This is a genomic window from Sphingomonas sp. GW821-FHT10F11 (assembly GCF_058809095.1).
On sequence record NZ_JBXASH010000001.1, the window covers coordinates 211875 to 235715 of the forward strand.

Sequence of the window (23841 nt, forward strand, 5' to 3'; positions counted from 1 at the left end):
ATGTGTGTTTCCGATCACACTATCTGTAACAAATGTCCCACGTGAGACTTTTTGCGGGGCGCCTCTTGCTTTTTATATCCGATACGGCATCATGACCGCAGCTACGAAGATAGCCAAGAAAAAATCGCACCAAAAATTGGTAGCGGTACCATGACAGGGGGGTGACCTGATGAGGTATGTTTCGCGCACTGGTGGAATCGTGAATCGCAGCGGAATCGGCCGTTCGCTGAGGGACGGCGTGTCGATGATGGCGCTTTGTGCCTTCTCGATGGCGACCCCCGCATGGGCTGACGAAGTCGCCCCAAAAGTCGCGGATTTGGCTCAGCCGGTATCGGGCACACAAGACGCGACCGGACAGACAACGTCGGACACGCCAGCCCAGGATGACGCCGATATTGTCGTCACCGGCATCCGCCAGAGCCTCAAGACGGCGCAGGCGCTGAAGCAGAATGCCGAGATCGTCAGCGACTCGATCTCGTCGGAGGACATCGGTGCGCTTCCCGACCGTTCGGTCACCGAGGCGCTGCAGCGCGTGCCGGGTGTCGCGATCAGCCGCTTCGCGGCGGGCGTCGACCCCGATCACTTCTCGGTCGAGGGTTCAGGCGTGGTTGTCCGCGGTCTGACCTATACCCGCTCGGAACTCAACGGACGGGACACCTTCACCGCCAATAACGGCCGCGGCCTGAGTTATGCGGACGTGCCGTCGGAGCTGCTCGCCGGTGTGGACGTGTTCAAGAGCCCTTCGGCCGACATGGTCGAGGGTGGTATCGCCGGCACGGTCAACCTGCGCACGCGCGTGCCCTTCGATTCGAAGGGTCTGCTCGTCGCGGGTACGTTGGAGGTCAATTACGGCGACCTGACTCATCGGTCCGCACCGACCGTCTCGCTTCTGGCGAGCAACCGGTGGCAGACCGGCGCCGGCGAATTCGGCCTGATGGGCAGCTTCGTGCGCTCGGAGCTCCTGTCGCGCTCGGACGGCTTGCAGATTTCGAACTGGGGACAGCGTACGCGCCATGCCAATGGCACGTTCGGCCAGCCGCCGGCGGGTGCTGGCGACACGATCGTCTATATCCCGCGCGGCGCGGCGATCCGCAGCACCGATACCCAGCGCATCCGCTACGGCTATTCGGCGGCGGCGCAGTGGCGCAGCAACGACGAGTCGATGACCGCGACCTTCCAGTTCCTGCGGTCGGACTCGCGCGAAACCTGGACCGAGCATGCGGTCGAGATCGCGACCGACAACGTTACCAGCAATGGCGATTCGCAGCCGCTGCCGGGCACCAGCTTCAGCTTCGACAGCCAGAACATCTTCACCGACGGTACGATCACCGCGCCGAACGGCTACCGTGCCGATCAATGGGGCGCCGCCGACAATATCCGTACGCCGCTCAACGGCCTGCAGAGCAACAACATCACCCGTGCGGTGAATCAGCGCTATCTGACCGACGATTACGGCGCCAATTTCAAATGGAAGGTGACCGACCGGCTGGGTGTCAACCTGGATTACCAGCACACCAAATCGCACGTGACCAACACCGATTTCGGCATCTGGGCTTCGACCTTCCAGAATGCCGAGATCCACATGAACGGCGACGACCCGGCGACGGTGAAATTCCTGCCGCTCAGTAATGCCGGCTCGCTGTACATGAATCCGCAGCACAACAGTTATCTGGATCCGTACAACAGCTTCTACCGCTCGGCGATGGACCATATCGAGGACAGCGACGGCAACGAGGATGCCGCGCGCATCGATCTCGACTACAGCTTCCCCGAGGATAGCTGGCTGACCTCGATCCGCGCCGGCTATCGCTTCTCCGATCGCGAGAACACCGCGCGCTTCTCGACCTATAACTGGGGCGTGCTCAGCGAAATCTGGGGCGGGACCGGGCCGGTATGGCTCGACGAGCCCGTCAACGGCAACCCGAATACGGCTGGCGGTTCGCCTGGGCCAAGCGAAGCCTATTCCTTCTCGAATTTCTTCCGCGGGACCGTCAACCTGCCGACAGGTGCTGGCCGGCTATTCTTCCCCGACGAATTGATCAAGAATTATGCGGCGGCCAGTGCCGCCGGCCTCGCGATCGGCGATGAATGGCGCGACCGGCTCGCTGGAACGCCTGCTTGTCCACAGAACTGGGTGCCGCTGGCGATGCGGTGCGACGTCGTTGCCGGAACGCCGTTCCTGCCGGGCGAAATCAACCCGGTGCACGAGCGCAATAACGCTGTTTATGCGCAAATCCGCTTTGGCAACCCGATCGGCAGCGGCGGGGTAAATCTGAGCGGCAATGTCGGTCTGCGCTATTCCAAGACGACGCGTGAAGCGAGCGGCAACCTTTCCTTCCCGAAACGGACCTTCACCTGCACGCCGCCGCAGAACGGGCAGCCGCCGACGCCGTTCTGCGCGCTCGGGCCGACAGTAGTCGCCAATGCCAATGCGTTCCAGAACGGCGCGCTCTCACCGATCAATGTGAAGCTGGACTATCATTATTTCCTGCCGAGCGTGAATCTCAAGCTTGAGGTCGGCGGAGGACTGCAGTTCCGCGCAGCATTCAACCAAGGCGTCGCTCCTCCGGACTTCGGCCTGACTCGCGCCTTTTACAATGTGATCATCGATACCCTGGACGCAACAATCGCCGCGAACGGAGCGCCAGTCGCATTTTTCAGCGTCGGGAACCCCTATCTCAAGCCGATTCGGTCCGACAATTACGATCTCACTGCTGAATGGTATTTTTCGAGCGTCGGGCAGCTCAACCTGTCGTTGTTCAAGAAAGACCTGCACGGCGTAATCGCCAATGGCACCGACAGTTTTTATATAACCAACAACGGCGCCACCTTTGGCGCAGCTGTCACCACTCCCTTCAACTCGCCGGAAACTGGAAGGGTAAAAGGGCTGGAGGTGGGCTATCAACAGACCTTCACTTTCCTGCCTGGATTACTTAGCGGCTTCGGGCTGAGTGGCAATTTTACTTATGTTGAATCCAAGGGAGTGAGACAAAGCACGCTGTCGGCCACTGATCCCAATGTTGCCGCCGGGCGTGTCGCCAATGTCGACACCAGCAAATTGCCGCTGCAGGGGCTGTCGAAATATACGTTCAACATCGCGCCTTTCTATCAGGCCCACGGACTGGAACTCCGTGCCGCCTATTCCTGGCGCTCGCGCTATCTGCTGACGGTACGCGACGTGATCGTGCCCTTTGCGCCAGTTTTCAATGAATCGACTGGCCAACTGGATGCATCGGTGTTCTACAACGTCACGCCCAACATCAAGATGGGCTTCCAGGGCGTGAACCTGCTCAATGAGACGCTCAGGACATCGCAGGTGATCAACAACGACCTCATTCGAAGACCGCGTTCCTGGTTCATGAACGATCGGCGCATCATCTTCTCGTTGCGCGCCAAGATCGGAGGTTAGGGGCCCCGCCTTCGACCCTGTGCGCCGCTGCGGGAGGGCAAGGTCATCGGCGGAGAATCTCGGGGCTTCAATCCAATGGGATTGGAGCCCCTTTTCGATTGGAGGGCGGCGCTTGCCGGGCCCCGATGAGGGCCATAGACCTTGCGGATGAGATCGCGATGACGCCCGTTCCAGCCCCGACCTATGACCTGAGCGTCAACCCGCGCCCGCGGGTGACACTCGACCGTGTCGGTGCGGTGCAGGAGCCGGTGCTGATCGTCGACGGGCTGCTCAACGATCCGGCCGCGCTGATTGACTATGCGACCTGGGAGGTGGCGTTCACGCCCGCGGGCAACCCCGAGGGCGGCTATCCCGGCGTCCGCGCGCCGGCGCCGCTCAATTATGTCGAGGCAGTAGTGCGGGCGCTGAGCCCGTTGATCGAGCGGGCGTTCGGTCTGGGCGATGTCGTGCTGTCCAATGCGGAATGCAGCTTCTCGCTGACCACGACCCCGCCGGGGCAACTGACGGTGCAGCAACGTACACCGCACATCGATACGGTCTATCCGCTGCAGTTCGCGCTGCTGCACTATCTGTGCGACCCGGATTATGGCGGCACGTCCTTCTACCGCCACCGCGCGACCGGATATGAGACGATCGATGAGGAACGCGCCGTGACCTATGACGCGGTGCGTGCGCGCGAATTGGCCGAGGAGGCGCCGCCGCAGCATTATGTCGGCGAGGATACCGGCCATTATGCCCGGATCGGGGGCTGCGACGCGGTCTTCAACCGGATGGCGATCTATCGCAGCTGCCTGCTCCATTCGGGCCATATCCGCGAGGAGAAGCCGCTCGTCGCAGATCCGCGCAGGGGGCGGTTGACCGCGAATATCTTCGTCAATTACCGGCCGCGCTGAGATGGGCGGGCCGGGGCGATTGCGCAGCATCGTCATTGCCGGGGGCGGCGTGACCGGGTGGATGGTGGCGGTCGCGCTGGCGCCCTTCACGCCGATGATGCGAGTCACGGTGATCGATTGCCCGGTCGACGACGCGGTCGCCCAGGCCACGCTGCCGGCACACAAGGATTTCCATGCGCTGATCGGCGTGGACGAGCATGAGATGCTGGCGTGCTCGGGCGGGACGATGCGGCTGGGCACCCGCTTCGCCGACTCTGAGCGTCCGGCCGACTATCTGCACGCCTTTGGCGATTTCGGGCTCGAGGTCGGTGGGGTACCCTTTTACCAGCTCTGGCTGCGCGCCCGGGCGGCGGGGCAGCAGATCGATCTCGACGATTACAATCTCGCCGCGATCGCCGCGACGATGGGCCGTTTCGCGCGGCCCGCCGCCGACAAACGCGCGATGATGGACTATGGCTATCATCTCGACACGGCGCAGTACGCCGCACATCTAAAGTCCCTGGCGCTGGTACAGGGCGTGGGTTGCGAAACCGGAGAGATCGGCGCCGTCACGCGGGATGGCGAGAGCGGGCTGATCGCTGCGATCCTGTTGCGGGACGGGCGCTCGATCGAGGGCGACTTCTTCGTCGATTGCACGGGCGAGCGAGCGCTGTTGATGGAAGCGCTGGATATCGGGTTCGAGGACTGGAATGGCTGGTTTCCCTCCAGTCGCGAGGTCGCGGTCGGCACGGAGGCCTTGTCCGATCTGCCGCCGCTGACCAACGCGGCGGCCCATTTGTCCGGCTGGCGGCGGCGATTACCGCTGCAGCATCGGACCTGGCACAACCTTGGCTACGCTCCCGGCGAGATCGAGGATGAGATCGCGGTCGCGGCCTTGGGCGATGGCGGAGAACCGAACTTCACGGCGCATCGCAGGGGGCGGAGGCAGCGCTTCTGGGCGCATAATTGCGTCGCTTTGGGTACGGCGGCGGTCTCGATCGAGCCGATCGAGGCCGGCGAACTGGACATTGCGAGCAGCTTTATCGTCGCGCTCCTTTCGCTGATTCCGGATCGGGGCGATGCGGTGGCGGAAGCGGGCGAGTTCGATCGAGCCATGGCCGCGACGATCGAGGCGCAGCGCGACCTGACACTGCTTCATCATGTTGCGATCGAGCAAGGGAAACCAGCCCTGCGCGTAGGCGGGGAGGCGGCTGCGCTGCCGGACAGCCTGGCGCACCGGATCGAGCTGTTCCGCGGACGGGGTCGGCTACAGCCACGTGACGCGAGCGGTTTCGGCCCGGCGGACTGGCTGGCCGTGCTGATCGGGCGGGGCGTGCTTCCCGTGTCATGGGATCCGCTGGCCGATGCGATCGACATTCCGCGCGCGCAGCAGAATTTCCTGCGACCGGCCGGGCTGTTCCGGCAATCGGCCGAAACCATGCCCGGTCACGCCGCCTATATCGCTCGCCATTGTCCGTACAGGCCATAGGCTTGGCAGTGTTTGACAACGCTGACTGATAACGTTCTCATAAGGAAAAAGTCGAGCCGGGACGTGCCGGGGAAATGGTATGGCGACCATACCGCCATCCGGCCCTGAATGCCTCGATTCGCCACAGGAGTTATCCGTGTCATATCCCATGCCCTATACCGCCGATCCCGCACGCTATGATGGACGCATGCCCTATCGCCGGTGCGGCAGGAGCGGGCTCGACCTGCCGGCGATCTCGCTCGGCCTGTGGCAGAACTTCGGTGGGGAGGACGTGTTCGAGACCGGTAGGGCGATGCTGCGCCGCGCATTCGACCGGGGCGTCACCCATTTCGATCTCGCGAACAATTACGGCCCGCCCTACGGATCTGCGGAGGAGAATTTCGGCCGCGTGCTCGCCGCCGATCTTGCCGGGCACCGGGACGAGCTGGTCGTCTCGACCAAGGCCGGGTGGGACATGTGGCCTGGGCCGTACGGCGATGTCGGCGGATCGCGCAAATATCTGATCGCGAGCTGCGACCAGAGCCTCAAGCGCATGGGGCTCGATTATGTTGATATCTTCTATTCGCACCGCGTCGACCCCAAGACCCCGCTTGAGGAGACGATGGGCGCGCTCGCCCACCTGCACCGCCAGGGCAAGGCGCTCTATGTCGGCATCTCCTCCTATTCGTCCGAGCTGACCCGCAAGGCCGCCGCGATCCTGCGCGAGGAGCGGGTGCCGCTGCTGATCCACCAGCCGAGCTATTCGATGCTCAATCGCTGGGTCGAGAACGGGTTGCTCGACACGCTGGACGAGCTGGGCACAGGCTGCATCGCCTTCTCGCCGCTCGCCCAGGGGATGCTCACCAGCAAATATCTGGACGGGGTGCCGGAAGGCGCTCGAGCAACTAAAAGTGGGTCGCTGGGCCAGAGGATGTTGTCCGACGAAAATCTTGCCAGGATTCGCGCGCTGAACGCGATCGCCGGACGGCGCGGTCAGACGCTGGCGCAGATGGCGATCGCCTGGGTGCTACGCGATCCGCGGGTCACCTCAGCTCTGATTGGTGCGCGGACGGTGCAACAGCTCGATGATTCGCTCGATGCTGTCAAACGGCTGGGATTCGACGAGGCGGAACTGCGGGAGATCGATCAATATGCCGGCGAGGGCGGGATCGACCTGTGGAAGGTCTCATCGGCGCTCGGAAGCGAGCAGGCCGCCTGATTGTCGATCGGATGAGGCGCCCAACGAAAAAGGGCGCCCCCGAAGGGACGCCCTCTCGAATCAATCGACCGGGCCGAAGCCCGGCCAATCCGATCAGTTGGCCGTCACGGCGTCGGCTGCATTGTGCAGGCCATCCGCAGCGTTCTCGAGCGCGTCGGCGGCAACAGCGTTCGACGTGTTGTCGGCAACCGCATCAATGTTGTCAGCGACTGCGTCCAGGTTGTCCCCAATCGCTGCCGTGTTGTTCTCGACAGGAGTGGGCTTGGTGCAGGCGGCGAGCGACATCAGGCCGGCGGCGGCGAGAACAAAGGCGATCTTCTTCATGCGGATGCTCCCAAGCATAGCAAACTTCGCGGCCAGCCCGATTGCTACCACGAGCCGCTTTTCATAGCGGACGTTGCAGGTGCGTCAATCGCAATTCATCTTACAGAAAGGTTCGATCACGGTTTTCCGTCATTTCTTGATCGTAACCGGCCCAATCTCCTCCGGCGCGTTCGCAACCACGGCAAGCATCGCTGTCCATGCAGCGACATTCTGGCGGAGTTGATCCACGTCGATGATGTCGAGCGTGTCCTCCGGCGTATGGTGATAATCGAAATAGCGCAGGCCGTCCTGGTTGAGGTCGATCCCCGCCACACCCGTCGCCAGCACCGGCTCCACATCGGTGCCGCCATTGGCCTTGCCCGGACCGCGAATCACCCCGATCGGAGTGAGCGCCGCCGCCAGCCGGTCGGCGACCGGCTTCGCGCTGTCGGGCAGGTTGGTCTGGAAGCGCCAGACCCGGTCTGCCCCGAAGTCGGATTCGGTCGCGATCGCATGACGTTCGCCGACATGCGCCTTGGCATAGGCCTCGCCGCCGAAGCCGCCGGTTTCCTCATCGCCGAACCAGACGATGCGGATCGTGCGGCGCGGGCGATTGCCCGAATCCAGCAGCATCTTCGCCGCAGCGGTGGTGATGCCGACGCCCGAGGCATCGTCGATCGCGCCGGTGCCGAGATCCCAGCTGTCGAGATGGCCGCCGATCAGGACGATTCCGGCATCGGGATCGGTACCAGGCACTTCAGCAATGACATTGCCGGAGTCGCGCATGCCGACCCGCTTCGGCGTGAGCAGCAGGTGGAGCGTTACCGGCTTGCCGCGCTTGACCATGCGTTCCAGGTTGGCGGCATCAGCCACCGACAGGGCGGCTGCGGGAATCGGGGTGATACCCGCCTCGAAATTGGTGACGCCGGCGTGCGGCCCGCGGCCATGATCGGTGCCGATCGAGCGGATGACGATCGCGCTGGCGCCCTTTTTCGCGGCGATGCTCGGTCCCTGGCGTCGCGCGGCGCCCTGGCTGCCATAGCTGGAGCCGTCCATGGTACGTTGCATGGTGTTGGAGACGAAGGCGATCTTGCCCTTCAGGCTGCCATCGGGTGCGGCGCGCAGATCCTCGATGCTCGGGAAGAAGACGATCGGCAGGGTCAGGCCCTCGGGCGGCGTCGCGCCCGAATTGCCGAGCGCGGTGAGGCGCAACGGCTGCGGATAGGGCGAGACGACCTCAGCGCTCTCCAGCCCGCGCGCCCAGGTGTCGAGCTGGTAGGTCTCGATGCGGACATTCTGGAAGCCGAGGCTCTTGAGCTTCGCTACGCCCCATTCGCGTGCCTTGGCCTGTTGCGGCGATCCGTCCGGTCGTGGGCCGATCTCGGTGGTCAGTCCTTCGACGATATCCCAGGCGACATCGTCCTTCAGCGCCGCGTCGCGCAGCTTGCCGACAGCCGGATCGAGCGGCGGCTGTTGCGCGGCGACCGGAAAGGCGAGGGCGGAGGCGGCAAGCGCCGCGAAAAGGGAGACATTGCGCAAGATCGGACCCTCCGTTCGCCCTGGAAAACCGCAGGGCCGTGATAGTGTCGCTTAGAAGCAAGCACGGTGTTTCGACAAGCGCCCTGCCGACGGATTTTTGGACATGATCCGGTTTGCCAAGCGGCCCTGCAACCACTACATGCGCCAGCGAAATTCCCCGCATTCAAAGACGGAGCCAATCGGCGATGGCCGTGCAGTACAGCTATGTGATGAAGGGTCTGACCAAGACCTTCCCAGGTGCCGCGAAGCCGGTGCTCAACAATATCCACCTCCAGTTCCTTCCCGACGCGAAGATCGCGATCATCGGCCCCAACGGCTCGGGCAAGTCGACGCTGATGAAGATCATGGGCGGCATCGACCCCGATTTCATCGGTGAGGCCTGGGCTGCCGAGGGCATCAAGGTCGGTTACCTGCCGCAGGAGCCGCAGCTCGATCCGACCAAAAACGTCATCGACAATGTCAAGGACGGCGTGCGTCCCGTTGCCGACCTGGTCGATCGCTTCAACGCGATCTCGGCCGAGATGGGCGATCCCAAGGACGACACAGATTTCGACGCGCTGATGGAGGAAATGGGCGATCTCCAGGCCCGGATCGACGCCGTCGATGGCTGGAGCCTCGACAACCAGCTCGAGATCGCGATGGAGGCCCTGCGCTGCCCGCCGGGCGACAGCCCGGTCACCAATCTGTCGGGCGGCGAGAAGCGCCGCGTCGCCTTGTGCAAGCTGCTGCTCGAAAAGCCGGACATCCTGCTGCTCGACGAACCGACCAACCATCTCGACGCCGAGAGCGTCCAGTGGCTGGAGAACTACCTCAAGGAATATACCGGCAACGTCATCCTGGTGACCCATGACCGCTATTTCCTCGATAACGTGGTCAATTGGGTGCTCGAGCTCGATCGCGGCCGCTACTACACCTATGAATCCAACTATTCGGGGTATCTCGAAAAGAAGGTGAAGCGGCTCGAGCAGGAGGAACGCGAGGAGCAGGGCAAGGCCAAGGCGATCGCCGACGAGCTCGCCTGGATGCGCCAGACCCCCAAGGCGCGCCAGACCAAGTCGAAGGCACGTATCCGCGCCTTCGACGAGCTGATGGAGAAGCAGGAGAACCGCACCGTCGGCAAGGCGCAGATCCTGATCCAGCTCCCCGAGCGTCTCGGCGGCAAGGTGATCGAAGCCAAGGGGCTGACCAAATCCTATGGCGACAAGCTGCTGTTCGAGAATCTCGACTTCGTGCTGCCGCCGGGCGGCATCGTCGGCGTGATCGGGCCGAACGGCGCGGGCAAGTCCACCCTGTTCAAGCTCATCACGGGCCAGGAACAGCCGGACGAGGGCACGATCGACATCGGGACCACGGTAAAGCTCGGCTATGTCGACCAGAGCCGCGACGATCTCGACCCCAACAAGAATGTCTGGGAAGAGATTTCCGACAAGCTCGAGGTCTTCCGCTTCGGCAAGCAGGAACTCGGCACGCGGGCCTATGTCGGCGCGTTCAACTTCAAGGGCCAGGACCAGCAGAAGAAGGTCGGCCAGCTATCGGGCGGCGAGCGCAACCGCGTCCACCTCGCCAAGATGCTCAAGGAGGGCGGCAACGTCCTGCTGCTCGACGAGCCGACCAACGATCTCGACGTCGAGACGCTGCGCGCGCTCGAAGAGGCGCTGGAGAGCTTTGCCGGCTGCGCCGTGGTGATCAGCCATGATCGCTTCTTCCTCGATCGCCTCGCGACCCACATCCTCGCGTTCGAAGGCGACAGCCATGTCGAGTGGTTCGAGGGCAATTTCGAGAGCTATGAGGCGGACAAGCGTCGCCGCCTGGGCGATGCGGCGGACCGGCCGACGCGCCTGGCGTACAAGAAGCTGACGCGCTGAGCCCTGGGAACGTCTCGTCGGCCTGCGTGACGGTGGGTCGACGATCCCCGAAACGCTAGCGAAGTGGATTTGTCTCGATGACGAGCCCGGCGATCGAGGCCGCCTCGATGGGGTTGCCAAACGCAGTCGCGCGTCTCTCTGCATAGGTATCGCCTCGGGGATGCCACATCTGGTGGATCACCTTGGCGTTCACGTCCGCGACCCAATATTCGGGCACGCCGGCTGCGGCGTAGATGCGCTGCTTGTCTTCGAGGTCAAACGCAAGTGTTGCGTCGGACACTTCGATGATCAGCCGCACCGACGCGAGCGGGATGAGGCCGTCGCCTTCCGCTTCCACCGTCAGCACGATGTCAGGTTCCGGCGCGTTCGTGGGCGGTATCGCTACCGAGCCCTCGACCACGGCCTCGATTCCGGGATTGGTCTGCGCCAGTGCCCCTGCCAGCAGCACATGAAGGCGCGACTTGATCCGCGCATGAGGTCGATGCTGGGCGTTCATGAAATAGACGCCCCCCCCGATCAGCTCGGTCTTGCGATAGGCGTCGAACGCGCCGGCTTCGTCGAGAAGCAGATAGTCCTCGACACGCAGCTTCACGGGAAGGGGCGAGGTATTGAGGGGCAGAAGCTCCGTCATGGCAGGAAGCTATCACGGAAGGCGCGATTTTCCACCAATGGTTGATTGGTCACAGTGTAAACCGCTTCGTGAATCCCTTGGGCGGCCGCTCGCCGTCGGCATGGGCTTCGATATGCTCGACGCGTGCGAGGGGAGGGCCCTCGCGGCATTTGTCGATCAGGGCCGTGGAGGCGTCGCTGTCGCCGATGACCAGGACCTCGACCCGGCCGTCGGTGCGGTTGCGGACCCAGCCGATCAGGCCGAGCGCCTTGCCGTGGCGGACCACCCAGTCGCGGAAACCCACGCCCTGGACCTTGCCGGAGATGAAGACGCGTTGAGTCGTGCTGGTCATTGGCTCATTCCCTGAGGGCGGGCGCTGACGGCGGCGATCCTAGCATGATCGGTCCGCAAGGTCGGCGCCGGTGGGGGCAGATATCGTAATCGAGGCAGTTTTCGTCGCGCTCTCGACCTGGCCACCGGACGGCGATAGCCTGCGCCGATGAGCGACCTGCATGCCCCTTTCGTCACCCGTTGCTTCGAACTGGCCGACCAGGGGCGCTCCGAGGGCGGCTTGCCGATCGGATCGGTTCTGGTCGGCGACAGGCGAATCCTGGGCGAGGGCTATAACCGGCGCGTCCAGCAAGGCGATCCGATCGCACATGGCGAGATGGATTGCCTGCGCAACGCCGGCCGCCGCCCGCATTATCGTGATACTATCCTCTATACCTCGCTCAGCCCCTGCATGATGTGCGCGGGCACGATCGTGCAGTTCGGCATTCCTCATGTCGTGATCGCCGAGAACCGGAATTTCGGCGGCAACGAAGACTTCCTGCGCGAACGAGGCGTGCGCGTGGACGTGATCGACGATTCGCGCTGCATCGAGCTGATGGCACGCTTCATCGCCGAGCATCCGGCGCTGTGGAACGAGGATATCGCCGAGGGCTGAGGCGACTATGCCTGGATCCCGAGGCGCTTGTTGAAGCCCTTGAGGTGGATTTCACCGACCGGCTGCACCTCGATATCGTCGACCCGGGCAAGCTGCGGCCCCTGGCGGCAAGCCTCGACCAGTGCGTCGAGTGCCTGGTCCTCGCCCGATGCCATGATTTCGATGCTGCCGTTCTGGACGTTGCGGACCCAACCCGTCACGCCCAGCGCATTGGCCGTCCAGATCGTCCAGTTCCGATAACCAACGCCCTGCACCTTGCCGCTCACGATCATTCTCTGTGTCGCGCTCATTTGTCGTTTCTCGCTTTACACGACCGTGCGACCCCCGCCCGGCCAGACGCAAACCCTAACAGCGGCCGATCCGGCCAAAAGCCGGGCGCAACCGGATTCACCGCGATTCCGGCAGCTTCCGGCGTGAGATGACTGATTTTCGAGACGGTTAGCGGAGCCTTCTCACATCCCGATGCCCGACCTGGCCGCGCCTTGCGAAATCAGGCGCGTGGCGTATTGCCCGAACAACACGGTTCGATCGGGGAGGAATGCCACAATGATTCTCGCAACGTTGATGGCGGCTGCGCTCGCGGTGCAGGCCAACCCGGCGCCCGCAGTACCGCACGAGAATACGGCGGCTGTGGTGACATCCGCAGACTTCACCTCCCATACCGCCGCCTTCGCGGCATTTGTCGACGAGACCGCGACAATGCCGGAGACGGACCGAGTCCGGCTATTCCGCGCACGCTTCAATGCCCTGTTCCCCGGCTTCTACCAGCCCAATGGACGGACCGAGGCGGAGTATGACGCCACGGTCGCGGCGGCCTTGACCGGTTTTCCGGCCATCCGCGAGAAATATACTGCCGCGTCCGATGCGTTCGCCCAGGCCTTCACGACCGGCCAGACTCGCTTCCTCAAGACCTTCCCCGACTACAAGCTCAACATGCCGGTCTATCTGGTCCACTCGCTCGGCCAGATGGATGGGGGATCGCGGACCATCAACGGGCGCAACGTGATGATCTTCGGCGCTGACGTGATCGCCAAGATCCATGACGAGACGACGATCGCACCGTTCCTCGATCACGAGCTGTTCCATCTCTATCACGCCACCTGGTTTCCCGACTGCGACGCGCTCTGGTGCTCGCTGTGGCAGGAAGGGATGGCGGTGTACGTCGCGTCGCGGATGAACCCGGGGGCGAGCGAGCGTCAGCTCCTGCTCACTATTCCCAAGCCGCTGCCCGCCGCGGTTAATCCGAGGCTCAACGAGGCGATGTGCCTGGCACGCGCCAAGTTCGACGCCACCGGGCAGGCGGATTACGCGCCCTTCTTCTTCGGCCGGCCGAGCGGCGGCCCGTTCCCGCCGCGCTTCGGCTATTATCTCGGCTATCTGCTGGCGCAGAAGATCGGCACGACGATGCCCTTGACCGAGATGGCGCATATGCCGCCGGCCAAGGTCAGGCCGCTGCTCGAAAAGGCCATCGCCGAGTACGGGGCCTGTCCGCCGCCGGCCAAGGGGTGATCACGCCCTGGTGCGGGCGGCGTCAGCGCTCCATGCACCACCGCCGGCGGCAGCGAGGTACAGGAAGATGAAGCAGTAGAGCATCGCCGCTTCACCACCATTGGCGGCCGGGAAGAAGCCTTGTGGGAGATGCGCCATGAAATAGGCGACGGCCATCATGCCGGAAAGGACGAAGGCGACCGGCCGGGTGAAGAGTCCGATCACGATCAGCGTGCCGCCGACCAGTTCGAGTCCGCCGGCGACGTAAAGCAACGGGTTGAGCGGCGCAGGGAAGGGCGGGATGCCGAAGAACTTCGAGACGCCGTGCTGAAGAAAACCCAGACCAGCGACGATGCGCAGGATGCTGAGAAGCTGGGAAGACCAGGTCGCGGGGATCGGCATGACGGTTCCTCTCGGGTCGTTTCGCTGCACGATCGTTTCATGACGGGCGAGCGCCGTCAATTGGTCCGCCGGAAACGCTAGGTTGCCGGGTACGCGATGGCGATCACCTCATACTCGCGTTCGCCCGCGGGCAGGGTGACCCGGCGCAGGTCGCCGATGGCAGCACCGCGTAGCGCGCGGGCGAGGGGCGCGCTCCAGCCGATGCGGCCAGCGCCAGCGTCGGTCTCATCGTCGCCCACCAGGGTGAGGACCCGCTCGGTATCGTCTTCATCAGCGATGGTGACGGTGGCGCCGAACCACACCCGCGAGCGGTCGGGCTGGGCAGCGGGATCGATCACCACCGCCGCCTTCATCCGCTTCGCCAGCCAGCCGAGCCGCCGGTCGATCTCGCGCAAGCGCTTGCGGCCATAGATATAGTCGCCATTCTCGGAGCGGTCGCCATTGCCCGCCGCCCAGGAGATGACCTCGACCAGCTTGGGGCGCTCGTCGCCGAGCAGGATCCGATATTCGGTGCTGAGGGCGTTATAGCCGGTGGGCGTGATGTAGTTGGGGCGGTCCATGTTCTTCCGTCATGCCGGGCTTGTTCCGCAGATGCGGCGAACGTTGTGTGTGCGGCACGATGGACTCCGGAACAAGTCCGGGGTGACGGTTGCTCTCAGCCCGGGGTGTTCTTGCCGAGATACCAGCTGATCCGCCTCGCGCCGCTTGAGCGCGAGCGCGACGGGTTCATCAGGTCGTAGACCACCGCATTCTCCAGCACGCGCTGGACGTAGTTCTTGGTCTCGTAGATCGGGATCGCCTCGATCCAGTCGATCATGTCGACGCCGGGCGTACGCGGATCGCCATTGGCACGCAGCCATTTGTTCACATTGCCGGGGCCGGCATTGTACGCCGCCACGGCCAGCGGATAGCTGCCATAGAGCCGGTAGATACGTTCGAAATAGCTCGACCCCAGCATGATGTTGTAATCGGTATCGTTGGTGAGCGAACCCGGATCGTAGGACATGCCCAGCTTGCCCGCTGTCTCGCGCGCGGTGCCCGGCATGAGCTGCATCAGCCCACGCGCGCCGGCGTGGCTGACCGCGGCGCGATCGAACTGGCTTTCCTGCCGCGCGATGGCATGGATCATCGTCCAGCTATCCTGGCTCGAGGCCGGCACGCGGACATTGGGGAAGCCGACCGTGCTGTATTCGCTGAGGCCGTTCTGCAGGGCACTGCGCCCTACCATCACGCCGAGATCGGGCCGGCCGAGGCTGCGCGACAATTCGGTCGCGAGGACATGATCGCTGTCGGTCTTCGCGTCGATCGCGATCTGGCGGACGAACGCCGTCTGGTCCTGCCACGCGCCGACCGTGCCGAGATATTGCGCGGCGCGCACCGTCTCGCGGCCATAAAAGGCGGCGCGGAGTTGCGGATCGACAGGCTTCATCAGCGGATCGCCCGGGGGCGTCAGCGCCATGCCGAGCCGCTCGGTCGCGAGCTGGCCGTAAAACAGGTCGCGGAAGCCGGCGGCGCGCGCATAATAGCTGTTTGCTTCCTCGCGGCGCCCGGCGGCTTCAGCGGCGCGGCCGGCCCAGTAGAAGCCCTTCGATTGGGTCGTCGGCGTCTTCGAGGCGCTGCCGTAGCGGGTGAACATGCCGATCGCGTCGGCGGGCCGCCCGAGTTGTTTCAGGGCGGTCTGCCCGGCGAGCCAGGCCAGGCTCGTATAATCGTCGCGCTCGCCATAAGGCTTTTCGCTGACATCGGTGCCGGCCGGATAGGTATCGTCGAGCTGGCGTGCGATATCGAAGGCGGTCGAGTATTGCGCATCGGCAGCGGCGCCGCGCGCGTTGGTCAGCAGGGTTTCGAACCATTTTTCCGGGCTGCCGGGGCGCGACGTGAGCGCCTGGCGCCGGGCGAGCAGGCTGCGCGCGCTGGGCGAGGCATTGTTGTTGCGGAACCAGGCGGCGCGGTCGGCAAGATAGCCGGGGTCGCCCGCGCCGATGCCATTGGTATCGGCTGCGAGATCCACCGCGTTGGGCGCGTTGGTGCGAAGCGCAAGCCGGGCCTCGAACAACGGGCGCTTCGACGGGCTGACCAGGGCGAGCTGGCGCTGGGCCGACTGGATCGATCCCTGCCAGAGCAGCATGTCCATGCGGGCGTCATGATCAACCGAGGTCAGCGCGCCGGAGAAGCTGCCGATCAGCTTCGCCTCGTCGAGCGCGGATAGCGACCCGGACACCCAGGCCTTTTCGGCGGCGAGGTTCGCTTCGTCGCGCGCGCCGGTCGCCGACAATGCTTCGGCGAAGCGAGTCTTGCCCGCGCCGGTGAGCGGCGGATAGCGGCGGAAATAGGTGACGGCGGTGCCCGGCGACCAGTTGCCGGCGGACAGTGCATTCTCCGCGTTGCGCCGCATCGCCATCTCGCCGGGCCAGCCGGGGTGCGCGAGCAGGAAGCGCGCATAGGTCTCGAACGGATAGCTCGAACTGTCCTGGAGCGTTTTCCATTCGGTGATCGTCGCGGAGAGCGCGCTGTTCGCGACGGCGGAGCCCTGGAGGGCCTGCTGCGCGCGGCCCCAGCCGAGTTGATCCTGTGCCACGCCGGAGGTGACCGCGAGGCCCGAAACACCGGCGAACAGCAATGCCGACTTGATCAGTGACGGTATCATGTGGACAGGATATGGGAGCGGACCTTATTTGTCGCTGAACAAATTACGAAAATGCGACGGAATCACCGTCCCGTAGGAGCACATCAACCATGTTTTCGGGTTCGATCCCGGCGCTCGTCACGCCGTTCGAGGAAGACGGCGCATTCGCCGAGGGCGCGTATCGCGATTTCATCGAGTGGCAGATCGCCGAGGGCTCGACGGCCCTGGTACCGTGCGGCACGACGGGCGAGGCGGCGACCATGTCGGCCGAGGAGCATTTCCACGCCGTTCGCGTCTGTGTCGAGCAGGCGGCGGGCAGGGTGCCGGTGATTGCCGGTGCGGGCTCGAACGACACGCGCGTCGCGATCGAGAACATCAAGGCGGCGAAGGACGCCGGCGCCGATGCGGCGCTGATGGTGCCGCCTTATTACAACCGCCCCAATCAGGAAGGCATCTTCCGCCACTTCGAGGCAGTGGCGAACAGCTGCGACCTGCCGATCGTGCTCTACAATGTGCCCGGCCGCACCGTCACCGACATTGCGGTCGAGACGATGGGACGCATCGCGAAGGCCTTTCCGCGCGTGGTCGGCGTCAAGGATGCGACGGGGATCATCCAGCGCGTCTCCGCCCAGCGGGAGGCCTGCGGCCCCGATTTCTGCCAGATCTCGGGCAATGACGACATGGCGCTGGCGTTCAACGCGAACGGGGGCAGGGGCTGTATCTCGGTAACCGCGAACGTTGCGCCCCGGCTGTGCGCCGAGTTCCAGGCGGCGTGCCAGGCGGGCGACTATGCCAGGGCGCTCGACTATCAAGATCGCCTGTTCGCGCTGCACGTTGCGCTGTTCACCGACGCGTCGCCGGGGCCGATCAAATATGCGCTCAGCCGGGTCCGCCCGGGTTTCCCGAAGATGCTGCGCCTGCCGATGACCTGGCCGGGCGAGGCGAGCCAACGGGCGGTGGATGCGGGGCTGGCACGCGCCGGATTGCTGTAGGTCAGTTGTGTCGCGGCGGAAGAAATTCCCTGTTCCGGCAAATTAACAGGGAATTTGTTTCTATTTGTCTGTTTTGGCTGGTTCTTCTGGTAATTCCTTTGGTGATTCCAATGACTTGAAGGCAAATTCCCTGTTATTCGATAACAGGGAAATTTTGCCGAATAACAGGGAAAACCTGACCGGAACAGGGATTCCACCTCGCGCTGAAACTGAGTTCCTTCGGTACTTCCATCAATGAGAAAGAGCGGATCGTGGCGCCAACGGCGCCTCGACCATCACTGAATGCGACGGTTCTTCGTAACGTTGAATCGACGGCGCTCAGGCGGATCGAGCGCGAGGTTTCTCGACGCCGCTCGAAACGAACTTGGAACTCGGTGAAATAACCTACCGGCTGGAGGCGACGAAGGTCGGTAGCTGCGGGCCGCCATTGGCCGTCGCGCTATAGTCGATCACGCACATGTAGCGCACCGTCGGGTGCGTGCCGCAGCCGACGCCGGCGAAGCGGTTGCCGGTCGCGAAGACCAGCGCGCGGTGGCCGCGGCCGGGAACGCCGTCATCGATGACGAGCTGGCGGACCACCGCATGGTGCTCGCTATAGCCGTAGGAGATGGTCTCGCTGACGAAGATGTCGCCGCCGTGGCGCTTCACCCGGTCGCCGGGCATGGCGCCGTCGGCCGAGCGATGGCCATTGCGGCCGGTTTCGCCCTGTTCCTCGACAAGGTCGCGTGCAGCGAGTTCAAGCAATGCGCCGCGAGCTAGCGGGGGCAGGGGTTTCTGGCGATCGAGGAAAGCGATTGCTTCGTCGACCGCATAGGCCCCCTCACGTGTCATTTCGCCGACCGGGTCGCCGGGCAGCCGTACCACGTGCCCGTCGAACAGATCGCGATACTGGCGCAGCTCATCGGCATATTTCTGGGGGTTGGCCCGTACATAGTTGATCTCGTCGAGGACCGAATCCTCAAGCGACGCAGGCCGATCCGCCGCGACCAGGGCCAGCCAGCCCAGGCCAAGCGCCGCCACGGTGCGACCGATCCCCATCTTCCGAAGCCCCCAAGGCGTGATCGCGACATGATTGCAGCGACTATCAACGACTTAGGGATGCTAGCTTGTCGAATGGAAAATGCAATTGGCTGACGTGGTGGTAACCTTGTCACCACGATGATCGTTGCCCAGCTATCGGTTCGTCGCTCAAAAGTTCCGCTTCACCGTAAAAAATTCTTGTTCATCCTGTTGAAACCTTCCGGCCCCGTGCGCATTTCCATTTCAAGTTCCTCGAACATGAAACGAAACAGGCCATGAAATCCGTCGTTCCGATCTTCCTCGCCCTGATCCCGCTGGTCGCGGTGGTGGGTGCGTGCGTCGCAGCGCCGTAACGCCGAAACAACCCGTTACCCGCTTCAGGGCGGGACAACAGAAAAGGGCCGCCCGGCGAAACGCCGGACGGCCCTTTTTCTATGCGAACCTCGCGGTCGTTCAGCCTTCGGCCGACTCTTCCGCTTCGGGTGCCGCTTCGGTCTGGACCTCGGCGGTCGCGCCTGGCTCGGCGTTCGGATCGTACGCCTCGACAAAGCCCGCTTCGTCCTTCTCGAACATCGCGGACATCACGTCGACGCCCTTCGCCTGCATCTCGGCCTCTTCAGGCGAGCGTGCGACGTTGACCTTGATGGTCACGGCGACTTCGGCGTGCAGGGCGACCTTCACGTCATAGACGCCGATGGCCTTGATCGGCTTGTTCAGCACGATCGCCGACTTCGGCACCTTGTGGCCTTCGGCCTCGAGCAGCTCGAGCAGATCGCGCACCGCGACCGAGCCGTAGAGCTGGCCGGTGTTGGACGACTGGCGGATCAGCGTCAGCGTGATGCCGTCGATCGTCTTGGCTTCGGTCTCCGCTTCGCTGCGACGCGCGGCGTTGTCGGCCACGATCTTCTCGCGGTTCTTCTCGAAGACCTTGCGGTTGGCTTCGTTCGAGCGAAGCGCCTTCTTGTTCGGCAGCAGGAAGTTACGGGCGAAACCGTCCTTCACCTTCACCACGTCGCCGATGTTGCCGAGCTTTTCGACTCGTTCCAGCAGGATCACATCCATGAGTCCGGCTCCTTACTTAACGATGTAGGGCAGCAGGCCCAGATGACGGGCGCGCTTGATCGCCTGGGCGAGCTCGCGCTGCTTCTTGCCGCTCACCGAAGTGATGCGGCTCGGGACGATCTTGCCACGCTCGGACACGAAGCCCTGCAGCAACCGGACGTCCTTATAGTCGATCCGGGGGGCGTCCTTCGCGGAGAACGGGCAGCTCTTGCGGCGGCGGAAAAATGGGCGTGCCATTGTCTATATGCTCCTTATTCGCCGTCGAAGTCGCGACGCGGGCGCTCGGGCCGGTCACCACGGTCCGGACGGTCGCCACGGCCCTCGCGGTCACCACGACGCTCACGGTCACGATCGCTCTTGCGCATCATCACCGACGGACCCTCTTCGAGGGCGTCGACCTTGACGGTCATGTAGCGGATGATGTCTTCGTTGATCTGGGTCTGGCGCTCCAGCTCGGCGACAACACCGGCCGGCGCGTCGATTTCGAGCATCACATAATGCGCCTTGCGGTTCTTCGCGATCTTGTACGCGAGGCTGCGCAGGCCCCATGACTCGGTCTTCACGACCTTGCCCTTATTGTCTTCGATGATCTTGGTGGCGGTTTCCGCCAGCGTATCCACCTGCGCCTGTGCCAGATCCTGGCGCGCAAGGAACACGTGCTCGTACAGAGCCATGCTGCTTTCTCTTCTCTTGGCCGATCGCTGACGTACGCACCATGCGCAACGCCCCTCCGGCTATCGTCTCTCAATGCAACCGGGGCGGAAAGCTGGCGCTTCCCACCCCGATGGCGGTCCCTTAGCGGAAATCGGGCGAAAGGCAAGCCTTCCGCCCGATCTTTGGGTGTTAGCGAAGTGCGCCGGCCAGAATGGCTGCGATCACGCCGCTCGAGATGCCGACCAGCAGCGCATCATTGCCCGACTGGACATAGCGGTAGCCGCGGGGCGGGGCCTTCAGGTGACGGCCGCGATAATCGTTGATCACGCGGTAGTTGCGGGCCTGGCGATAGTCGAACCGCTCGCCCCGGCGCCAATCGTTGCGATACTGGGGGCGGCTGTGGCGATAGTCGCGCTGGACGACGACGGTCTTGCCCGGCTGATGACGGACGACCGTCTCATGGCGCTGCTGGGGCTGATACTGGCCGGCCGAAGCTGCGGTGGCGGCCAGCGGGCTCGCGACCATCGAGACGGCGATCGCGCTCAGGATGAACTTCTTCATGATACTCACTCCTCGGTGTCTTTCACGGCGCCTCGCTTGGCGTCGAACACCTATCTAGGAGTCGGTTGTCGCAGGCCCGTGCCGATAAGGGGCCGAAATGGTCGCCATTTGTCGCGGCTTGCCTAAGTTCGTTCAGCTTTCTAGTCCCACCCGCCTGATCTCACAGGAGCCGGCCCATGCGTGCATTCATCTTTCCCGGACAGGGCAGCCAGGCGGTCGGCATGGGCCGTGCCCTCGCCGACGCCAGCGCCGTCGCCCGCGCCGTGTTCGAGGAAGTCGACGAGGCGCTGGGCCAGCATCTCTTCAAGCTGATGAGCGAGGGGCCCGAGGACGAGCTGCAGCTGACCGAGAACGCCCAGCCGGCGATCATGGCCAATGCGATCGCGACGCTGCGCGTGCTGGAGAAGGAAGGCGGCATCCGCCTGGCCGACAAAGCCGATTACGTCGCCGGCCATTCGCTTGGCGAATATAGCGCCTTGTGCGCAGCAGGGGCGATCGACCTGCCGACCACTGCCTTGCTGCTCAAGCATCGCGGGCTGGCGATGCAGGCGGCGGTCCCGGTCGGTGTCGGCGCGATGGCGGCCCTGCTCGGCGCCGATCTCGAAAAGGCGCGGATCATCGCCAATGCCGCGGCGGAGGGCGAAGTCTGCACCGTAGCGAACGACAATGATCCGAGCCAGGTGGTGATATCGGGCCATCGCGGTGCGATCGAGCGGGCAGTGGCCATCGCCAAGGAATATGGTGCGAAGCGCGCGGTGCTGTTGCCGGTGTCGGCGCCGTTTCATTGCCCGCTGATGCAGCCGGCGGCCGACGCGATGGAGAAGGCACTGGCCGAAGCACGGATCGATTCGCCGCTGGTGCCGGTGTTCGCCAATGTGACAGCGACGGCGGTCGGCGATGTCGACACGATCCGGCGGCTGCTGGTCGAGCAGGTGACGGGCATGGTGCGCTGGCGGGAATCGGTGCTGGCGATGTCGGATACGGGGGTCGAGCGTTTCATCGAGTTCGGCGGCAAGGTGCTTGCGCCGATGGTCAAGCGGATCGTGGCCGATGTGGATGCGTCGAGCGTGATCTCGATGGACGATATCGAGGCGCTGGCGAAGACGCTTTAAGTTTTGTTCGCGCGGAGGCGCGGAGGCGCAGAGAGGTCGCGGTGAAGGATATCGATACGATCTCCGGTGACGTGATCGATGTATCCTTGCGTCTGCATCGCGACCTGGGCCCGGGATTGCTTGAGACCGTTTATGAAACCGTCCTTGCTGCGAAGCTCGCTGCAATGGGCTACGAAGTCGCTCGACAAGTGGCTGTACCTATCGAATTTGAGGGGTTGCGGTTTGATGCCGCTTTCCGGATCGACTTGTTGGTGGATCATCGTCTGATCGTCGAAATCAAATCGATCGAGCGGTTGAATCCGATGCACGCGAAGCAATTGCTGACCTATCTCCGTTTGACGGGGCAGCCAGTCGGGCTGCTTCTCAATTTCGGCGGCGAGACGTTAAAGGAAGGTATCCGACGGCTCGTCAACAACCACAAACCCTCTGCGCCTCCGCGCCTCCGCGCGAACAAAATAAATGGAGATTAGAATGTTCGACCTGACAGGCATGACCGCGCTGGTGACCGGCGCTTCGGGAGGGATTGGTTCAGCGATCGCGCAGGCGCTGGCGGGGCAGGGCGCGCGGCTGGCGGTTTCGGGGTCCAATGCGGCCAAGCTCGACGCATTCAGGGACAGCCTCGGCGGCGATCATGTCGCACTGCCCTGTGACCTTTCCGACGGTGCGGCAGTCGATGCACTGGTGCCAAGCGCGGTCGAGGCGCTCGGCAAGCTCGACATCGTCGTCAACAATGCCGGCGTCACCCGCGACAATCTCGTCATGCGCATGAAGGACGACGAATGGGACCAGGTGATCCGCGTCAACCTGGAGGCGGCGTTCCGTATCGCGCGCGCCGCCGCGCGGCCGATGATGAAGGCCAGGTTCGGGCGAATCATCTCGATCACCTCGGTGGTGGGCACCACCGGCAACCCCGGCCAGGCCAATTATGCCGCGTCCAAGGCGGGGCTGGTCGGCATGTCCAAGGCGCTGGCGCAGGAACTGGCGAGCCGCGGCATCACCGTCAACTGCGTGGCGCCGGGATTCATCACCTCGCCGATGACCGATGCGCTGCCCGATGCGCAGAAGGAGGCGCTCAACGCACGCATTCCCGCCGGGCATATGGGCGAGGGCGGCGATATCGGCGCGGCGGTGGTCTATCTCGCGAGCCGCGAGGCGGGCTATGTCACGGGACAGACTCTGCACGTGAATGGCGGCATGGCGATGATCTGATCGCGATCGGTGCCGTTTCCCGGGGCTGCGCCCCCTTGCAAGGGCACCAAGCGCGTTCTACGTGCGTTCAGGAAATGAAACCCCCAGCGATAGAGGGACGATAACAATGAGCGAGACCGCAGACCGGGTTAAGAAGATCGTCGTCGAGCATCTCGGCGTCGAAGCCGACAAGGTCACCGAAGACGCGAGCTTCATCGACGATCTGGGCGCGGACAGCCTCGATATCGTTGAGCTGGTGATGGCCTTCGAGGAAGAATTCGAAGTCGAAATCCCCGATGACGCCGCGGAGAAGATCACGACCGTCAAGGACGCGATCACCTTCATCGACGAGCATAAGGACTGATCTGGCGGATGGCGCCCCGGCGCCCGCCTGGCCTTTTTGCAGGCAGGAATGCATGAGCGGCTCCCCGTCCCAGGGCAACATACCGGGGCGGGGGGCCGTTCCTATTTGACGACCCCAATTTGACGAATGAAGAACGGAGAT

The 23841-nt window shown here is 63.8% G+C and carries 25 protein-coding genes; 12 read left to right on the forward strand and 13 right to left on the reverse strand.

The features are described 5' to 3' along the window. Positions 1 to 169: 169 nt before the first annotated feature. The 4 genes from AC1RT8_RS01010 to mgrA all read left to right on the forward strand — a co-directional run bounded on the left by AC1RT8_RS01010 (position 170) and on the right by mgrA (position 6968). The gene (locus AC1RT8_RS01010; protein ID WP_493073395.1) at positions 170 to 3409 is read left to right on the forward strand and encodes a TonB-dependent receptor; all 3240 of its coding nucleotides are present in this window, start codon (positions 170 to 172) and stop codon (positions 3407 to 3409) included. Positions 3410 to 3534: 125 nt separating this feature from the next. After that, the gene (locus AC1RT8_RS01015) at positions 3535 to 4302 is read left to right on the forward strand and encodes a DUF6445 family protein (protein ID WP_493073398.1); all 768 of its coding nucleotides are present in this window, start codon (positions 3535 to 3537) and stop codon (positions 4300 to 4302) included. Between the two features lie 19 nt (positions 4303 to 4321). Beyond that, on the forward strand, positions 4322 to 5770 hold the full coding sequence (locus AC1RT8_RS01020; protein ID WP_493073403.1) for a tryptophan halogenase family protein: 1449 nt from the start codon (positions 4322 to 4324) through the stop codon (positions 5768 to 5770). Positions 5771 to 5906: 136 nt separating this feature from the next. After that, positions 5907 to 6968 (forward strand): L-glyceraldehyde 3-phosphate reductase, encoded by a 1062-nt coding sequence (gene mgrA, locus AC1RT8_RS01025; RefSeq protein WP_493073407.1) that lies wholly within the window; start codon positions 5907 to 5909, stop codon positions 6966 to 6968. Between the two features lie 93 nt (positions 6969 to 7061). Here mgrA and AC1RT8_RS01030 read toward each other — a convergent pair whose 3' ends face one another. Together AC1RT8_RS01030 and AC1RT8_RS01035 are read right to left on the reverse strand one after the other, a co-directional pair. Next, positions 7062 to 7292 carry a hypothetical protein gene (locus tag AC1RT8_RS01030; protein WP_493073411.1) on the reverse strand — a complete coding sequence of 77 codons (231 nt, stop codon included), beginning with the start codon at positions 7290 to 7292 and terminating at the stop codon, positions 7062 to 7064. A 129-nt stretch (positions 7293 to 7421) separates the two neighbouring features. Beyond that, entirely contained in the window at positions 7422 to 8810 is a 1389-nt protein-coding gene (locus AC1RT8_RS01035) for a M20/M25/M40 family metallo-hydrolase (RefSeq protein ID WP_493073416.1), read from the reverse strand. Positions 8811 to 8995: 185 nt separating this feature from the next. On the opposite strand from AC1RT8_RS01035, the gene ettA reads away from it, so the two are divergent. Beyond that, a complete protein-coding gene (gene ettA, locus AC1RT8_RS01040) occupies positions 8996 to 10675 on the forward strand; it encodes an energy-dependent translational throttle protein EttA (protein ID WP_493073419.1) in 1680 nt (559 codons plus the stop codon). 55 nt (positions 10676 to 10730) lie between these two features. On the opposite strand, the gene AC1RT8_RS01045 is transcribed toward ettA, so the two are convergent. Beyond that, positions 10731 to 11306: a Uma2 family endonuclease gene (locus AC1RT8_RS01045; RefSeq protein WP_493073423.1), complete on the reverse strand. Its 576-nt coding sequence runs from the start codon at positions 11304 to 11306 to the stop codon at positions 10731 to 10733. Positions 11307 to 11355: 49 nt separating this feature from the next. Further along, positions 11356 to 11637: an acylphosphatase gene (locus tag AC1RT8_RS01050; RefSeq protein WP_493073427.1), complete on the reverse strand. Its 282-nt coding sequence runs from the start codon at positions 11635 to 11637 to the stop codon at positions 11356 to 11358. A gap of 147 nt (positions 11638 to 11784) precedes the next feature. On the opposite strand from AC1RT8_RS01050, the gene AC1RT8_RS01055 reads away from it, so the two are divergent. Beyond that, on the forward strand, positions 11785 to 12231 hold the full coding sequence (locus AC1RT8_RS01055; protein ID WP_493073433.1) for a nucleoside deaminase: 447 nt from the start codon (positions 11785 to 11787) through the stop codon (positions 12229 to 12231). A gap of 5 nt (positions 12232 to 12236) precedes the next feature. On the opposite strand, the gene AC1RT8_RS01060 is transcribed toward AC1RT8_RS01055, so the two are convergent. Continuing rightward, positions 12237 to 12521, reverse strand: a complete 285-nt coding sequence (locus AC1RT8_RS01060; RefSeq protein ID WP_372853684.1) for an acylphosphatase — start codon at positions 12519 to 12521, stop codon at positions 12237 to 12239. A 256-nt stretch (positions 12522 to 12777) separates the two neighbouring features. Between AC1RT8_RS01060 and AC1RT8_RS01065 the strand changes: the two genes are divergently transcribed. Further along, positions 12778 to 13740, forward strand: coding sequence for a hypothetical protein (locus tag AC1RT8_RS01065; RefSeq protein ID WP_493073441.1), 963 nt, complete (start codon positions 12778 to 12780; stop codon positions 13738 to 13740). On the opposite strand, the gene AC1RT8_RS01070 is transcribed toward AC1RT8_RS01065, so the two are convergent. From AC1RT8_RS01070 to AC1RT8_RS01080, 3 genes are all read right to left on the reverse strand, one after another. Then, positions 13741 to 14121 (reverse strand): DoxX family protein, encoded by a 381-nt coding sequence (locus AC1RT8_RS01070; protein WP_493073444.1) that lies wholly within the window; start codon positions 14119 to 14121, stop codon positions 13741 to 13743. It abuts the gene before it with no gap. A gap of 77 nt (positions 14122 to 14198) precedes the next feature. Beyond that, positions 14199 to 14681, reverse strand: coding sequence for a GreA/GreB family elongation factor (locus AC1RT8_RS01075; RefSeq protein WP_493073449.1), 483 nt, complete (start codon positions 14679 to 14681; stop codon positions 14199 to 14201). A 95-nt stretch (positions 14682 to 14776) separates the two neighbouring features. Then, entirely contained in the window at positions 14777 to 16768 is a 1992-nt protein-coding gene (locus AC1RT8_RS01080) for a lytic transglycosylase domain-containing protein (RefSeq protein ID WP_493073452.1), read from the reverse strand. A gap of 89 nt (positions 16769 to 16857) precedes the next feature. Here AC1RT8_RS01080 and dapA point away from each other — a divergent pair, with 89 nt between their 5' ends. Further along, positions 16858 to 17739 (forward strand): 4-hydroxy-tetrahydrodipicolinate synthase, encoded by an 882-nt coding sequence (gene dapA / locus AC1RT8_RS01085; RefSeq protein ID WP_493073454.1) that lies wholly within the window; start codon positions 16858 to 16860, stop codon positions 17737 to 17739. 384 nt (positions 17740 to 18123) lie between these two features. Here dapA and AC1RT8_RS01090 read toward each other — a convergent pair whose 3' ends face one another. The 5 genes from AC1RT8_RS01090 to AC1RT8_RS01110 form a co-directional block, all read right to left on the reverse strand. After that, positions 18124 to 18777, reverse strand: coding sequence for a CAP domain-containing protein (locus AC1RT8_RS01090; RefSeq protein ID WP_493073457.1), 654 nt, complete (start codon positions 18775 to 18777; stop codon positions 18124 to 18126). Between the two features lie 435 nt (positions 18778 to 19212). Beyond that, positions 19213 to 19821 (reverse strand): 50S ribosomal protein L9, encoded by a 609-nt coding sequence (gene rplI / locus AC1RT8_RS01095; RefSeq protein ID WP_493073459.1) that lies wholly within the window; start codon positions 19819 to 19821, stop codon positions 19213 to 19215. A gap of 12 nt (positions 19822 to 19833) precedes the next feature. Further along, positions 19834 to 20058: a 30S ribosomal protein S18 gene (rpsR, locus tag AC1RT8_RS01100; RefSeq protein ID WP_034158365.1), complete on the reverse strand. Its 225-nt coding sequence runs from the start codon at positions 20056 to 20058 to the stop codon at positions 19834 to 19836. Between the two features lie 14 nt (positions 20059 to 20072). Then, a complete protein-coding gene (gene rpsF / locus AC1RT8_RS01105) occupies positions 20073 to 20495 on the reverse strand; it encodes a 30S ribosomal protein S6 (protein WP_372853702.1) in 423 nt (140 codons plus the stop codon). Positions 20496 to 20664: 169 nt separating this feature from the next. Next, the gene (locus tag AC1RT8_RS01110) at positions 20665 to 21036 is read right to left on the reverse strand and encodes an RcnB family protein (protein ID WP_493073465.1); all 372 of its coding nucleotides are present in this window, start codon (positions 21034 to 21036) and stop codon (positions 20665 to 20667) included. Between the two features lie 176 nt (positions 21037 to 21212). On the opposite strand from AC1RT8_RS01110, the gene fabD reads away from it, so the two are divergent. The 4 genes from fabD (at position 21213) to AC1RT8_RS01130 (ending at position 23700) form a co-directional block, all read left to right on the forward strand. Then, positions 21213 to 22148, forward strand: coding sequence for an ACP S-malonyltransferase (fabD, locus tag AC1RT8_RS01115; RefSeq protein ID WP_493073467.1), 936 nt, complete (start codon positions 21213 to 21215; stop codon positions 22146 to 22148). Positions 22149 to 22189: 41 nt separating this feature from the next. Beyond that, entirely contained in the window at positions 22190 to 22618 is a 429-nt protein-coding gene (locus AC1RT8_RS01120; RefSeq protein WP_493073472.1) for a GxxExxY protein, read from the forward strand. Position 22619: 1 nt separating this feature from the next. Continuing rightward, on the forward strand, positions 22620 to 23357 hold the full coding sequence (gene fabG, locus AC1RT8_RS01125) for a 3-oxoacyl-[acyl-carrier-protein] reductase (RefSeq protein WP_493073475.1): 738 nt from the start codon (positions 22620 to 22622) through the stop codon (positions 23355 to 23357). A gap of 106 nt (positions 23358 to 23463) precedes the next feature. Then, positions 23464 to 23700: an acyl carrier protein gene (locus AC1RT8_RS01130; RefSeq protein WP_272627031.1), complete on the forward strand. Its 237-nt coding sequence runs from the start codon at positions 23464 to 23466 to the stop codon at positions 23698 to 23700. Positions 23701 to 23841: the final 141 nt, after the last annotated feature.